This is a genomic window from Streptomyces sp. NPDC012888 (genome assembly GCF_042900645.1).
Taxonomy (GTDB): Bacteria; Actinomycetota; Actinomycetes; order Streptomycetales; family Streptomycetaceae; genus Streptomyces.
The window spans coordinates 169,220-183,869 of record NZ_JBIBBM010000010.1 but is presented as its reverse complement, the minus strand read 5'-3'; the positions used below and the strand labels follow the sequence as shown (position 1 = coordinate 183,869).

Genomic DNA, 14,650 nt, shown 5'->3' with positions numbered 1-14,650 from the left:
GAGGCCGCGGCGATCGCGAGTCGGCCCGTACGATGCGGTGACCATCGACGAGGACGGGAAGGCAGGGGGACGGCCCATGCGATTACAGGTCGTGGTCCGGGAAGAGGACCGGGCCCTGATGCGGAACTCCACGTACAGCGAGCTCTGCTGTTCCGAACTGCACTGGGCGGGCGTCGGCGTCGGCGACGACCGCTGGCGTGCTCTCGACCGGGCCCTGCACGAGGGGCTCTTCGAGGTTTCCGTTCCCGACACCGGGCTGACCGTCGGGGAGCTCAAGGACCTCTGCCTGCGGGAAGCGCGCCGCATCGGCGCCGCCCGACCGGAGTCACCGCCGGTATCGGAGAGCCTGCCGGAGATCGGCCCCGTGGGGTCGCCCGAGCGGATCGAGGCGGTGCGCGCGGCGTTGGAGGACCGGCTCCACCGGAGCCACGTATCGGACGTGTGGCTGTGCGACGCCGCGACCGACCAGCGCCTGCCGGACCGGCAGCCCCTCGCGGAGTCGGACCTTGCCGAGGATGATCTGGTGGTGCTCTGCATCGAGCGCCTGCCCGCCGGGGCGTACCTGCTCGCCAGCCCAAGGAACGCGGAGGAACTGTTCGCGTGGCTGCCGCTCGCGGCGGACGTGCCGGCGCCCTCCGGGGGACCCCGCCTGTGGGGCGTCCTGCTGTACACCGAGGCCGACGCCGAGCTCGCCACGTACGTCCGGACCCATTTCGGCGACCTCAACGCCCTCTCGGGGCCGGACACCCGGGTCTTCGCCGTCGAACGGGTCGCCGGCCGGGCCGACGCCAGGAGGTACTGGCGGCAGCACCTGGAGCCCGAGCTGTACCGCGTCATGGCCGGGGTGCGCTGGCTCCGGTGGGTGCCGCACGACCCGCAGGGGGCGTACGAGGTGGCCGCCAGGCTCGGCATCGGAGCGGAACGACTGCCCTGCCTGGCCTTCTTGCACCACTCCGAGGAGCCGGTGCACCAGCGCGATCGGGAGAAGGTCGTCTTTCCCGTCGAGCACCCCTCGACCGAGTACCTCCGGACCCTTTTCGCCGGCATCAGGCGCGTCCTCGACGCCGACGCGGTGGGCCGGCCGCCAGGTGGTCCGCGGGCCGCGGACGCCGCGGCCTTCGCCGCCCTGAGGAACGCCGAGGCGGACATCAAGGAGACCCTGCGGCCGCTCGTCCCGGCCAAACCCGGACTTTCCGTCAACCACAGCAACGTCGTGATCCTGGAGGCCTCAGTGTCGGAGAACTTCCACTTCGAAGGCGAGAACACCACCTTCATCAACCGGCCGCAGGACACCGTGGTGCGCGACTTCCAGAACAAGCACACGGCCGCCGCCGCGACGGACGACCTCGCCAGGCTGCTCCGCCTGACGCTGACCAGCCGCGACGTGCCCGACGAGGCCCGTCAGGAAGCGAGCGTGGAGATCCACCGGCTGGCCGACCTCGCCGAAGCCACCGAGCCGGACGGCCCCGCGGTCCGGACCCGCATCGAACGGCTGCGGGCCCTGCTCGGCCCCGCCACCGACATAGCCCAGCCCGCACTGGCCATCCTCGCCTCCCTGGCCACCGTCCTCGGAGCCTAGGCGGCGCGGCCGGTCAGGGACGGGGCGGCCGTGGACCAGCGGGGGTGGGTGAACTCGAAGCCGGCTTCTCGGAGGCACCCCGGTACGACGCGACGGCTCTTCAGCAGCAGCTCGGTGTCCGAACGCAGCGCGAACGCTCCCAGTTCGGCCATCCAGCGCGTCGCGGGCAGCCCCACCGGCACGCCCCAGGCCCGCCGCAGCTGCCGCATGAAGTCGCGGTGCGGCAGGGGGTCGGGCGCGGCGAGGTTCACCGGCCCGTCGAGGTCGTCGCGGGCGATCAGGAACTCGACCGCCCGGACGAAGTCCTCCTCATGGATCCACGAGACGTACTGCGTGCCGCCCGCGACCGGACCGCCCAGTCCCAGCCGCACCAGCCACGACAGGACGTCGAACACGCCGCCCCGGTCCCGGCTCATGACCATCGCCGCGCGCAGCGCGACCTTGCGGGTCGCGGGGGTGGGCGCCTGGGCCTGGGCCCGCTCCCAGTTGCGCGCGATCTCGACGCTGTACGCCCAGTAACCGGGGACCCCGTCCTCCGAGCCGCCGATCAGCCCGGTCGCCTCGTCGTTGGCGGCGTCGAAGCGGTGGGCGTAGACGGTCGCGGTACTCATCTGCAGCCAGACGCGCGGTGGCCTCCCGGCGGCGGCGATCGCCTCGCCGACGACGCGCGCCGAGTCGACGCGGGAGTCCATCATGGCCCGGAGGTTCTCCGGGGTGTAGCGGCAGGAGACGCTCCGCCCGGCCAGGTTGACCACCACGTCGCTGCCGTCGATCACCGAGGCCCAGTCCCCCAGGGTGGTACCGTCCCAGTGGACGTGGTGGGCCCGGGTGGGCCTTCGGGTCAGCACGGTGACCTCGTGTCCGGCCGCTGCCAGCGCGCGGTGGAGAATCGTTCCTACCTGCCCGGTTCCCCCGGCCAGCACTACCTTCATCGGAAACCCCCTCGGCTTCGCTCCGCCGCCCCAGCATAGCCCCGTTTTTGAACGCGTTCAGCACTGGGCTCGACCAGCGGGCCGCGTACCGGCTGGCCGAGGCCGGGGCCGGGCGGCCGGTCGGGCCGTGGTGTTCGAACCGCAGCGGCTCCGCGGTGTCCCCGACCCCGAGTGCGGACCCGGAGGCGACCCCGAAGCGGCCCCTCCCGCCGTGGGGCCGACGTCCGGGTGATCACCCATGTCCCCGTGCGCGGCGGGCGGCAGGGTGAAGGCATGACAGAGCGCGCAGCAAGACTCACCCGGTTCTCCCTCGTCGCGGCACCCGTACTCATCGTGGTCTACGGGTCCGTCCGCCTCCTGGTGGACGGGGCCAAGGAGCCCGGCACCGCATGGGCAGCCGGCCACTTCGCCTTCCTCTTCGCGGTCCTGCTCTTCGGAGTGGCCTGCGAGGGGCTGCGCCGCACCGTGGCCGCCTCCGGTGGGCCGGCCCGGCGGCGGATGGCCGGGGCGGGGACGGTGGCGGGGCTGGTGGGCACGACCGCGGCTGCCGCCCAGGCCGTGATCGACCTGTACGCGGGATTCCGGGCCGCCGACAAGCCGGAGATGCGGGAGATCTTCGCCCAGGTCCAGGGCGTTCCCGGGGTGATGCCCGCCGTGTACACCGTCGGGCCGCTCTTCCTCTACCTGGGGATGATCACGCTCCTCGCCACGGTCCGGGGTCCGGGTTCCGTCCGCTCGCTGCTGCTCTTCGTGCTGGGCACGGCCGCGATCGCGACGAATCTGGACCTCATGCCCCTCGGCGGCCTCTGCTACCTCCTGGCGTTCGCACCGCTGCGCCGTCGCGTGCCCACCCCGCCCGGGACGGGCACCGCCAGTCCGGTCGCCACCGGCAGCCGCCCGGCCTGACGCCACCGGCCCCGGGGTCCGGCCCCGTCGCACCGACGATGGTGAGCGGGACCGACCCGCCGACGGCCCGCCGGCTGCCCCCCCGCCCCGGCGCGCGGGGCGGTACCTCCGTCGGGGAATCCACGCCCGACCACGCACGACGGCCGGGACGCGTCACGCGTCCCGGCCGCCGTGCGTCGTGGTGACCGACGGTCAGTTCTGCTGCTCCAGGAACAGGGCCCGCTCGCGGGTCCAGTTGCCGGGGGCCGCGGACCAGCTGCCGACGGGGGAGTTCAGCTTGCCGTCCGCCTTCGCGGTGAAGGTGAACATGCGCACGCTCCCGTCGTCGTAGCCGTAGAACGCACCGAAGTCGTCACGTCCGTCGCCGTTGTAGTCGCCGGTGACCAGCTTGGCGTTGCCGCGCCACCAGTTGTCCGGACCGACGGTCCACGCCTCGTAGCTGGAGGAGAAGGTTCCGGTGGTGCTGGCGGGGAAGGCGATGATCGAGTCGTGCCCGTCCGCGTAGTCGTACCAGGCCGCCACGTCGTCGCGGCCGTCGCCGTTGAAGTCGCCGGCGTGGAAGGTGGTACGGGCCCAGTCACCCCAGGTGGCGGACGACCACGACGCCTCGGGGACGAACTTGCCCTCGGCGGTCGCGCGGAAGGTCCACATCTTCTCGCTGCCGTCCGCGTAGCCGTAGAAGGACGCGAGGTCGTCGCGGCCGTCGCCGTTGAAGTCGCCGACCACGGTCTTCGCGCGGGCCTGCTCCCAGCTGTTGACGGCGGTCCAGTAGCTGACCGGGTTGTTGAAGCCGCCCTTGACGGTGCCGGTGAACACCCAGATGGTGTCGTGCTTGTCGGCGTAGTCGTACCAGACGGCGAGGTCGTCACGGCCGTCGCCGTTGAAGTCGCCGCTGTACGGGGTCATCCGGCTGAAGGTCCACTGGCCGGCCGGGACGTTCCAGGACTTGACCGGGCCGTTGAAGGTGCCGTCGCCCTTGCCGATCCAGGTGTACGCGGCGACCGAGCTGTCGGAGTAGCCGTAGAACACGGCGACGTCACCGGTGCCGTCACCGTTGTAGTCACCGGTCACCCGCTTGGTCATCGAGGCGGTCATGTTCCCCGCCGGGACCGACCAGCCCGTCCTGGGCGGCTGGAAGGTGCCGTCCGAGTTGGTGGCGAAGGTGTGGATGGCGTCGTGGCCGTCGCCGTAGTCGTACCAGTTGGCCATGTCGCTGCGGCCGTCGGCGTTGTAGTCGTGCCGGGCCGTGGTGCCGCTGGACCACTGGGACTGGCTCTTGACGTCGAACACGACCAGGTCGCCGCGGTCCTGGAGCATGGCGTACCCGCCGGCCGCACTGGTGCCGGTCTGCCAGGCCACGCTCACCCCGTCGGCCTTGTAGACGACCAGGTTGCCGTCGGGCCGCATGACCGCCTTCGCGCCGTGGTTGCCCGCGGTCTTGGACGACCAGAGCGGGACGCCCGCCTTGGAGGTGATGACGAGGTTGCCGTCGGCCTGCATGGTGAGCTTGGTCGAGCGCGAGGACAGGGACTCCCCGGAGTTCAGCGTGGTGTTCGACGGGATGCGGGCACCGCCCACGATGCCGTCGATGACGAACGCCGCACCGAAGATCTTGTCGTCGGTGCCGGGGACCTTGCCGTACCAGCCGATCATGGTGTTGTCGGTCTTGCGGGCCCACAGGTCGGCGATGCCGTCCCCGTTCAGGTCGCCGACCGAACCGATGGCCGGGTAGGCGGTGGCCTGGTAACCGACCGCCACCTTCACGCGCGCGGTGGTCCTGCCCCACGTGGTGGGGTCGAGGTAGCCGTTGCTGCCCTTGCTCCCGTACGCGCGGTAGACGTCGCCGGTGGCGTCCTCGCGCATCCACAGGTCGGGGACGCCGTCCTTGTTGGTGTCGCCCGGGGCGATCACGGTGAAGCGGTCCCAGTCGTCACCGCCGACGAGGACGGGAGCGCGGGTGCTGCCGAGGTCCAGGTCGTAGGTGGCCCGGTTGCCGTAGTACGCCCAGAGGAACTTGCCCTGCTTGACGAGGAGGTCGGGCTGGCCGTCGCCGTTCAGGTCACCGGGCGCGACGATCTGCTGGGCGTCGTGCCAGTGGTCGTCACCGGTCCACTTCTCGTCCTCGCCCACGCAGCCCGTCTCGACGTCGGGCTTGGGGCAGGTGACGGTCAGTTCGGTGGCGTTGGCGCCGACGACGCCCTTGCCGTTGTTGGCGTAGGCCCACAGACGCTTGCGCTTCTCGACCTCGTCGAACTCCAGGGCCACGAGGTCGTTGTAGCCGTCCTGCTGCCAGTCGCCACGGGACTCGACGTCGGCTCCGGAGAAGTACTTGCCGCCGTTGGTGGCCGCGGCGAACTCGCCGTTGCCCTGGCCCGCGTAGGTCAGGAGCGTCCCGTTGGAGTCGACGTTCCAGATGTCGCTGTTGGTGTCGCCGTTGAGGTCCGTCGGGCCGTCGCGCAGGGCGGAGCGGCCCGCGTAGTACACGTAGGTGGCGGTGTCGGAACGGTTGCCGACCTTGTCCACGCTGTAGGCGTAGACGAAGTGGGGGCCGTACCCGGGCGTCCAGACGGGGGCCTTCACTCCGGGTGCGGCGTCGTTGGGGATCTCGTCGAAGTCGGTCCACCAGACGTAGTGGTCGATGTCGTCGGCGCCGTTCGGCGCGAAGGTGAACTCGCCCCACTCACGGGCCTTGCCCGTGACCGTGGGCCACCCCTGCTCGCCGCTGGGGTACTTCCCGCCCACCGAGGAGATCACCGGCGGCTTGCTGGGGCGGTTCCGGTCCACGGTGAACTTGCAGGTCGCCGACCAGGGAGAGGTGGCGTTGTCCTGGTCCCTGGTGCGGGCCTTCCAGGTCCAGTCACCCGACGGGAGGTCGACGTCCGGTACCGCCCAGGTGGTGACCTTGCCCTTGTTGGCCGGCAGCGACATCGTCTTGTGCGCCGTGGTGGAGGTCCCCTTGAAGAGCTGGAACTCCGCCGTCAGGTTGCCGCCGTCCTTGTCGTCGAACTTGGCGTACAGACTGACGCGGGTGTTGCCGATCACGCCGCCGGCGGAACAGTGCGTCCGCGGGTTGGTGCCCAGGGCGGTGGGGGCCTTCGGCGGGTTGTTGTAGATCGTCTCGAGGATCGCGGTCTTGGCGTCGAACTTCTTCCAGCCGAAGGTGTCCTCCTCGTTCGACGCGTAGAGGCCGAGGGTGATCGTCGCCCAGCCCTTGGAAGCCGCCTCGCGCATCTTGGCGGTGGTGTCGAACTCCAGGTTGCCGGCGGCGCAGTCCGTGCTCCAGCCCTTGGCGTCGTCGACCGTGTCCAGCGGCGCGGTGCCTATCTTGCCCGGCTGCCGGTTCCAGGTGGTCTTCTTCGAGATGGCGGTGGTGTGCCACAGCTGCACCGGCCGGTCCTGGCAGGACCACGACCAGGTGTTCTTGATGCGGAAGACCGACGACTTGACCTGTGCGTGACGGGTGTCGCTGGTGTCGAGCTGGACGAAGGACCGGGAGATGCGGTCCGACCCGCCGGTCTGGGCCTCGTAGCCGACCCGGATGGGGTCCTTGGTGTTCCAGAACGAGGTGTTCGGATAGCGCTTGTAGACGCGCGTCCAGTTCTGCTTCTCGCCCCAGGCCCACGAGGGGTCGATGTAGACGGGGTACTGGGTCGCCGCGCCGGTCAGCAGGGCCTGGTCCGGCTTGATCTCCAGGGTGTCCCCGGTGACCGTCGTCGGCATCTGGGCGTCCTTCGCACCCGGCGCCGGGTCGAAGGCCTCCGCCGGGGGAGGGGTCTCGCCGGTCGTGGTGGTCTCGGCGGCGGCCGCGGCGGCGAAGGCCGTCCTCGCGGCGGGTGCGGTGCCGCTCGACGCGGTGGTCGAATCCCACATGAGCGGGGACGGGCTGGTGAAGACGGTCTGGCCGGCCGGGTTGACGGCGCTGACGCTCCCGGTTTCGGCGTCGGTGGACACGTCGAGGCCGACGGTGTCCAGCTTGTACTTGAGCGTGGCGAGTTCGGGGTTCTTGGCCGCTTCGGCGGTCTTGACGACCAGCAGCTGCGAGAAGCCCTCGACCTCGGCCTTGAGCTGGAGGTCGACGCCGGGCAGGACCTCCGCGTAGGTCGCCACGTTCTCGGCGAGCGTGGGCGTGGGCAGCGCCTTCGGCCAGGTCAGGGAGAGCGTACGGCCTTCCTTGACGCCGGTCAGCAGGGGCCCGGTGCCGCCGCCGGAGAACGTGACGTCCACGGTGGAGGCCTTGGGAGCGACCGTGCCGTCGGCGGCGAAGGCCAGGGTCGCGTCGGTGGGTACCCACGTGCCCGCGCGGAGCAGGCGGACGGGCGTGCCGTGACGCTTGACGCTCCAGGTGCCGTCGGGCAGCGCCCAGGTGTCGGTCGACTCGGTACGCGCGGAGACGAGCTCGAAGGGCAGACCGGTCTCCTTGGCCTGGCCGAGCGCGTGGTCCTCCTCGCTCTGCGAGCCCTCCGCGACGGGATCGACGAATGTCGAGGCGGTGGCGGTGGACGGCAGGGCAAGGGAACCGGAAGCAAGAATTACGCTTGCCAGCGCGAGGGATATGCCGCGAGTGCCCGAGCTCATTACCGGCCCGCGCCGGGGGATTCTTCTTTGGTGCACGCCAACCTCTCAGATGGACAACTCGTCGGACACTACCCGGAGTTTCCCCAGGTCACGAACCACTGGAAGCACCCTTTTCATTGTTCTCGATCGGTATGTCGCAATTCATCTGGCCCGCCCGGCCGCCTGTTGGCTGCGCCGGATCATTTCCGACTTGAACGTGTGGTGTGCGTGAAATACTTGGACAGGCGCCGAATACCGATGGTATTGGCCGCCATATTCCTGGCCGGGGCCCCGCCCGGTACGGGAGGCGAGAGTGCGCCGGAGCGGGGCCTCACCGGGCCCCGCTCCGGCCGGCCCTCACTCGAAGTACAGCCGGCCCTTCCCCGGTGCCCCCAGGAAGTTGGACCAGCCGGCGCTCGCCGGCGTGCCGCCGTCGAAGTACGTGCCCGTGTTCTTGCGGTAACTGACCTCGCCGCCCGCGGTGTGGACGACCAGGTCGGCCTTGCCGTCGCCGGTCACGTCGGCGAAGTACAGCCGTCCTTGGCCGGCGTGGCCGAGGAAGTTGCCCCAGCCGGCGGTCATCAGCGTGCCGCCGTCGAAGTACGTGCCCATGTTCCTGCGGACGTGGATCTCGCCGTTGGTGCCGTGGACCATCATGTCGGCCTTGCCGTCGCCGGTCACATCGGCGAAGTACAGCCGTCCTTGGCCGGCGTGGCCGAGGAAGTTGCCCCAGCCGGCGGTCATCAGGGTGCCGCCGTCGAAGTACGTGCCCGTGTTCCTGCGGACGTGGATCTCGCCGTTGGTGCCGTGGACCATCATGTCGGCCTTGCCGTCGCCGGTGACGTCCGCGAAGTACAGACGGCCCTGACCGGGGTGGCCGAGGAAGTTCGACCAGTTCGCGCTCATCAGCGTGCCGGTGTCGAAACCGGTGCCCACGCGGTCGTTGCGGCGGACGATGATCCTCCCGTCCGTGCCGTGGGAGAGAAGGTCCTTCGTACCGTCGCCGTTGACGTCGGCGAAGTACAGGCGCCCCTGTCCCTCCTGGCCCAGGTGGCTCTCCCAGCCCCAGCTCACCGCCGTGCCCGTGTCGAAGAAGCGGGTGACGGGGTCCTTGCGGCGGATGGACAGCGTGCCGTTCGGCTCGTGCACCACCATGTCCGCGAACGTGTCACCGCTCATGTCCGGCTTGCCGGGCGTACCGCCCGCCACCCCGGCCGGCAGGGTCCGGCTGATGCCGAACGGGGTGCCGAACGCGACTCCGTCGGCGCCGGGCGCCTGTCCCGGCCAGCCCAGCAGCGCGTTGTCCGACCGGCGGGCCCACAGGTCCGCGATCTCGTCACCGGTGACGTCCCCGGAGGAGGAGACGACCGGGAAGTCGGCCTCCTTCAGGCCCTGCCCGATCCGGACCCGCTGCTCCGGGGCACCCCAGGTAGTGGGGTCGAGGTACCCCCGCGGGCCGTTCTTGCCGTGGGCGCGCAGGATCTCTCCGGTGGCCCGGTCCCGCAGCCACAGGTCGGGCACGCCGTCGCCGTTGGTGTCGCCCGGGGCGATCACCGTGAACCTGTCCCAGTCGCCGCCGCCGACCAGGACGGGCGGGGTCGTGTTGGCCAGGTCGAGGTCGAAGCTTCCCCGGTTGCCGTAGTAGGCCCAAAGGAAGGTGTGCTGCTTGACGAGCAGGTCCGGCTGACCGTCGTTGTTGAGGTCGCCCGGTGCGATCACCTGGTCGGCGTCGAACCAGTGGTCGTCGGCCGCTTCCGGGCAGCCGGCGTCCACGTCGATCTTCCGGCAGGTGACGGTGAGTTCCGTCCGGTTCTGCCCGTCGATCATGCCGCGGCCGTTGTTGCGGTACACCCAGAGCCGCTTGCGTCCCTCGACGGGGTCGTGCTCCATGCTGACGAGGTCGGTGTAACCCGTGCCGGTCCAGCCCCCGCCGAAGACGACCTGGGCGCCCGCGAAGGACTTGCCTCCCGTGACCGCGGCTGAGAACTGGCCGTTCCCCGTCCCGGCGTAGGTGAGCAGGGCGCCGTTGGTGTCCAGGCTCCACAGGTCCGCCGAGCCGTCCCCGTTGAGGTCCTTGGGGCCGTCGCGCAGCGGGCGCCGGTCAGCGTACAGCAGGTAGACCGCGGTGTCGGACCGGTTGCCCGCGGCGTCCACGCTGTAGGCGTACACGAAGTGCGGCCCGGCCCCGGGCGGAGTGAGGGGGACCTTGGCGACGGACTCGTCCACGGTCGTCGTCGCCGGGTCGTCCGCGGTGACCGGCTCGTCCCTGACCGTGGGATCCCAGCTGGTGGAGTAGTAGTACTTGCGGACGTCGGTGACGCCGTTCGGGGCGAACGCGAACATACCCGCGTCCACGCCGCCGGTACCGGTCACGGCGGGCCACCCGTTGTTGCCGGGCGGGTACGCGTTGTCCGCGGAGGTGATCAGCGGCGGCTTGACGGGCCGGGTGCGGTCGATGCTGAACTTGCAGGTCGCGGACCAGGCGGAGTGGACGCCGTCCTGGTCCTTCGCCCGGGCCTTCCAGGTCCAGTCACCGCTGGGCAGGTCGGCGTCCGGTACCGCCCAGGTGCTGATCCTGCCCTTGACGGCGGGCACGGCGGCCGCCTTGTGCGGAGTGGCCGTCCCGGCCTTGAAGAGCTGGAACTCGGCAGTCAGGTTGCCCCCGTCCCTGTCGTCGAAACGGGCGTACAGGCTCACCCGGGTGTTGCCGAGTGCGCCGCCCGTCGCACAGCTGGTCCGCGGACTGGTGCCCAGGTCCACCGGCGCCATCGGCGGGTGGTTGTAGACGGTCTCCAGGACGGCCGACTTGGCGTCGAACTTCTTCCAGCCGAAGGTGTCGGTCTCGTCCGCGGCGTACAGGCCGAGGTTGAGGGAGGCCCAGCCCTTCGCCGCGGCCTCGCGGACCTTGGCCGTGGCGTCGAACTCCAGGTTCCCCGCGGCGCAGTCGGTGCTCCAGCCCTTGGCGTCGTCCACGGTCGCCAGCGGGGCGCTGCCGATCCTGCCCGGCTGCCTGTTCCAGGTGGTCCTCGGCGAGATCGGGCCGACGTGCCACAGTTGCACCGGACGGTCCTGGCAGGACCACGACCACGTGTTCCGGATTCGGAAGACCGAGCTCTTGACCTGCGCGCCCTTCACGTTCGCGGTGTCGAGCTGGAAGAAGGACCGGGACAGCCCCGAGGTCTCGTTCTCGTACCCCACCCGGACGACCTCCTTGGTGTTCCAGAAGGAGGTGTTCGGATACTTCTTGTACACCCGGGTCCAGTTCTGCCGTTTGCCCCACGCCCAGGACGGGTCGATGTACACCGGGTACCGGGTGCCGGCACCGTTGAGGAGGGCCTGGTCCGGCTTGATCTCCAGGGTGTCGCCCGTGACCGTGGTCGGCATCTGCGCGTCCAGCGATCCGGGCGCGGGCTCGAACGCGTCAGCCGGGACAGCGGTCGCGGAGCCGCCGTCCGCGGTCGTGGTGCCAAAGGCGGCGAAGCGTGCGGGCGCCGCCGGTGCGGTCGCTCCCTCGGAGGTGATCGTGGTGGAGTCCCACATGAGCGGCGACGGGCTGGTGAACACCGTCTCACCGGCCGGATTGACGGCGGTGACACTGCCCGTCTCGGCGTCCGTGGCCACGCTCAGACCGACGGTGTCCAGCTTGTACTTGAGCGAGGCGAGGGCGGGGTTCCTCGCCGCCTCGGCGTTCTTGACCACGAGCAGCTGGGAGAACCCCTCCACGTCGGCCTTCAGCTGGAGGTCGACTCCCGGCAACACCTCGGCGTACGTCGCCACGTTCGCGGCCAGTGCGGGCTTCGGCAGGGTGCCGGGCCAGGTCAGCGACAGGGTCCGGCCGTCCATGACACCGGTGAGCAGCGGCCCGTCGCCGCCGCCCGAGAAGGTGACCGCGACCGTGGTGGCCTTCGGGACCACGCTGCCGTCCGCGCCGAAGACGAGCGTCGGGTCGGTGGCCACCCAGGCGCCGGCCCGGAACATCCGTACCGGTGTGCCGTGCCGCTTCACCTGCCACGTGCCGTCGGGCAACGCCCAGGTGTCGGAGGCCTCCGATCGTGCGGAGAGCAGCTCGTACGGCTGCCCGGTGGCCTTCGCCCGTGCCAGCGCGTGGTCTTCCTCGCTCACCGCACCGCTGGCCACCGGGTCGGTCACGGCGGTCCCGGCGGCCGCGGCGGAAGCCCGCTCCGGCAGGACGGCCGGCCCGGCCACGCCGAGGACGCCGGCCAGGGCGACGGAGACGCCGCCCCGGAACAGGCGCCTTCCGGCGGACGGCCGCGCGGGTCTTGTCTGTGACACTGGTACCTCTCAAGATCGGATGACGACCGGACTGCACCACCGGCCGGTCGGCACCGCCGGGCCGGACGGCTCCGCAGCCGCGGTCACGGCTCGGGACGAGCCCCGCGGGATGAGACACACGAGGCCCCCGGGCGGTTGTACGGATCGACGCAGCTCTTTCTCGTCACGGGCCGGAGCCGCCAGAGACGATCGGGTGTCGGTGAAGGAACCGGCTTCGAGCCCCCACGATCCGGACCAGCCCGGGCCCGGCTCCGCCGGCGACCCCCGGGGCCGGCCGATGGCAGCCCACGCCTGAGCGCGCTGAACGGCCCCTGCCCACCGACGCGGGAGTGGCCGAGGTGCCGGGAAGTCCGCCCGGTTTTCTGCCGGGCCGCCGGGCGCCGCCGCGCGCCCTCGTGGACGTCTTCGAGGCCACCTTCGCCACCTGTTCGACGAGCAGCCCCGGGGGAGGGCAGAGGACCGGACGGCGCGGACGGCCCCCGAGTCGACGCCGTCCGAGGGCCGCGGGCACTCCAACGGCGTGCAGCCCCAGTCGTCTTCTAGGGTCACCCGTATGATGATCGACACAGAGCCCGACGGCTCTCTCTTCGCGTCCCTACGGGCGGACGCCCTCACCGGCCCCGACCAGCTCCGCGAGCTCTACCCCACACCGAGCCCGAACGCGCTCCGCAAGGAGACCGACCGCCTGAACGACGAGACCCGGGCACTGATCGGCTGTTCCTCGCTGGTCTTCATCGGCAGCGCGGACTCCGAGGGCCGGGCGGATGTGACACCGCGGGGCGGCCCGGCCGGCTTCGTCGCGGTGCTGGACGAGCGGACCCTGGCGATACCCGACGCGACCGGCAACAAGCGGCTCGACACCTTGCACAACGTGCTGGAAACCGGGCGCGTCGGCCTGCTCTTCCTCGTCCCCGGCCGCCCGACCACGCTGCGCGTCAACGGCCGGGCCTGCGTCTCGGCGCGCCCGGAGCTGCTCGCCCGGCTCACCCCGGTCGGAAAACCGCCGGTCTCGGCGATCGTGGTGCAGATCGAGCAGGTCTATCCGCACTGCCCGAAGTCCCTGATGCGCGCCCACGCCTGGCAGCCGGAGCAGTGGGTGCCCGCCGACGCCCAGCCGACCAGCGCCGAGGTGACCCTGGCCCAGCTGGACCTGCCCGGCCTGACCGTCGACCAGATCGAGGAAGTCGAGCGGGAGTCGCTGCGCCTGCGTTTCGAGTAACCCGGACCGACTTCCCTTGCCCATATCCCCTGTAGGGGGACGCCTCGTCCGAGGGCCCGGTGCGGCACGGCGTGGCGCCCTGCCCGGTACCACGCGGGCTCGGCGCCGCGGCCGCACACTCATGCGAGACGGCACGTCTCGTATTGACCGGCCGCCCACGAGCCTGCATACTGGCCGTCGATCACTCAAGACGAACCGTCTCGTCGCGTGAGGAGTGGCTGTGAACCAGCGGACGATCCCCGTCAACACCGAGGTGCGGCTGTGGACCCAGGAGTGCGGCGACCCCCGCAGCCCGGCCCTGCTGCTCGTCATGGGCGCCGGCGCCTCGGGCCTCGGATGGCCCGACGAACTCGTCACGGCGCTCGCCCGGCAGCACCGCGTCATCCGCTACGACCACCGCGACACCGGCCGCTCCACCTGGTCCTTCGACGAGCACCCCTACAGCATCCTCGACCTGGCCTCGGACGCGGTCGCCGTTCTCGACGCGTACGGGGTGGACCGCGCCCACGTCGTCGGCATGTCCATGGGCGGCATGCTGACGCAGCTGCTCATGGCCGACCACCCCGACCGGGTGGCCAGCGCCGTCCTGATCGGAACCTGCGCCCTGAGCACCCGCCCGCTGACCGGCCCCGACGGCAGCAGCACCCCCGCCGACCAACTCCCGGGCATCGCCCCGGAGATCCTCGACATGTGGGCGCAGCCCTGGGAGGACCACGGCCTCGAAGCGGAACTCGACCGCAGGGTCGAGCACTGGCGGGCGCTCAACGGACCCCGGACCCCCTTCGACCCCGAGGAGTTCCGTGCGCTGGAACGCCGGATCATCGAGCACGCCGGACGGTACGACTCGCCGATGGCCCACGGGCGCGCCGACCACTCCGGCATGGACCGCACCGAGCAGCTGGCCCGCAACCAGGTGCCCACGCTGATCACATCCGCCCCCGCCGAACCCGTGTTCCCCTCGGCGCACGCCCGCCACCTCGGCCAGGCCATCGCCAACTCCCGCATCGTCGACATGCCCGGAATGGGCCACGCCCTCCCGCGGACACTGCTGCCCGGGCTGGCCGACGCGATCCTCACGCACACCGCCCGGGCCGCCGGAGCGGCACACCTCGGCAACCCGCCTGTCGTACCCGGCGACCACCCGCCCCGCTGAGCACGAGCTCGGCC

The 14,650-nt window shown here is 71.1% G+C and carries 7 protein-coding genes; 4 read left to right on the top strand and 3 right to left on the bottom strand.

Annotation, left to right across the window (positions count from 1 at the left end; all coding sequences use genetic code 11):
• Window positions 1-76 precede the first annotated feature (76 nt).
• A complete protein-coding gene (locus ACFY61_RS19475) occupies window positions 77-1,579 on the top strand; it encodes a hypothetical protein (RefSeq protein WP_389473494.1) in 1,503 nt (500 codons plus the stop codon).
• Here the strand turns inward: ACFY61_RS19475 and ACFY61_RS19470 are convergent.
• Window positions 1,576-2,511, bottom strand: a complete 936-nt coding sequence (locus ACFY61_RS19470) for a TIGR01777 family oxidoreductase (protein ID WP_389473492.1) — start codon at window positions 2,509-2,511, stop codon at window positions 1,576-1,578. The genes ACFY61_RS19475 and ACFY61_RS19470 overlap by 4 nt on opposite strands.
• A 273-nt stretch (window positions 2,512-2,784) precedes the next feature.
• Between ACFY61_RS19470 and ACFY61_RS19465 the strand changes: the two genes are divergently transcribed.
• The gene (locus ACFY61_RS19465; RefSeq protein ID WP_389473490.1) at window positions 2,785-3,417 is read left to right on the top strand and encodes a hypothetical protein; all 633 of its coding nucleotides are present in this window, start codon (window positions 2,785-2,787) and stop codon (window positions 3,415-3,417) included.
• 192 nt (window positions 3,418-3,609) lie between these two features.
• Here ACFY61_RS19465 and ACFY61_RS19460 read toward each other — a convergent pair whose 3' ends face one another.
• Together ACFY61_RS19460 and ACFY61_RS19455 are read right to left on the bottom strand one after the other, a co-directional pair.
• Window positions 3,610-7,992 carry an FG-GAP-like repeat-containing protein gene (locus tag ACFY61_RS19460; protein WP_389473488.1) on the bottom strand — a complete coding sequence of 1,461 codons (4,383 nt, stop codon included), beginning with the start codon at window positions 7,990-7,992 and terminating at the stop codon, window positions 3,610-3,612.
• Between the two features lie 336 nt (window positions 7,993-8,328).
• Window positions 8,329-12,264, bottom strand: a complete 3,936-nt coding sequence (locus tag ACFY61_RS19455; protein ID WP_389473487.1) for an FG-GAP-like repeat-containing protein — start codon at window positions 12,262-12,264, stop codon at window positions 8,329-8,331.
• A 553-nt stretch (window positions 12,265-12,817) separates the two neighbouring features.
• Here ACFY61_RS19455 and ACFY61_RS19450 point away from each other — a divergent pair.
• Both ACFY61_RS19450 and ACFY61_RS19445 read left to right on the top strand, forming a co-directional pair.
• Window positions 12,818-13,483 carry an MSMEG_1061 family FMN-dependent PPOX-type flavoprotein gene (locus ACFY61_RS19450; RefSeq protein ID WP_389473485.1) on the top strand — a complete coding sequence of 222 codons (666 nt, stop codon included), beginning with the start codon at window positions 12,818-12,820 and terminating at the stop codon, window positions 13,481-13,483.
• A gap of 220 nt (window positions 13,484-13,703) precedes the next feature.
• Window positions 13,704-14,636: an alpha/beta fold hydrolase gene (locus ACFY61_RS19445; protein WP_389473484.1), complete on the top strand. Its 933-nt coding sequence runs from the start codon at window positions 13,704-13,706 to the stop codon at window positions 14,634-14,636.
• The last annotated feature ends 14 nt before the right edge of the window (window positions 14,637-14,650 follow it).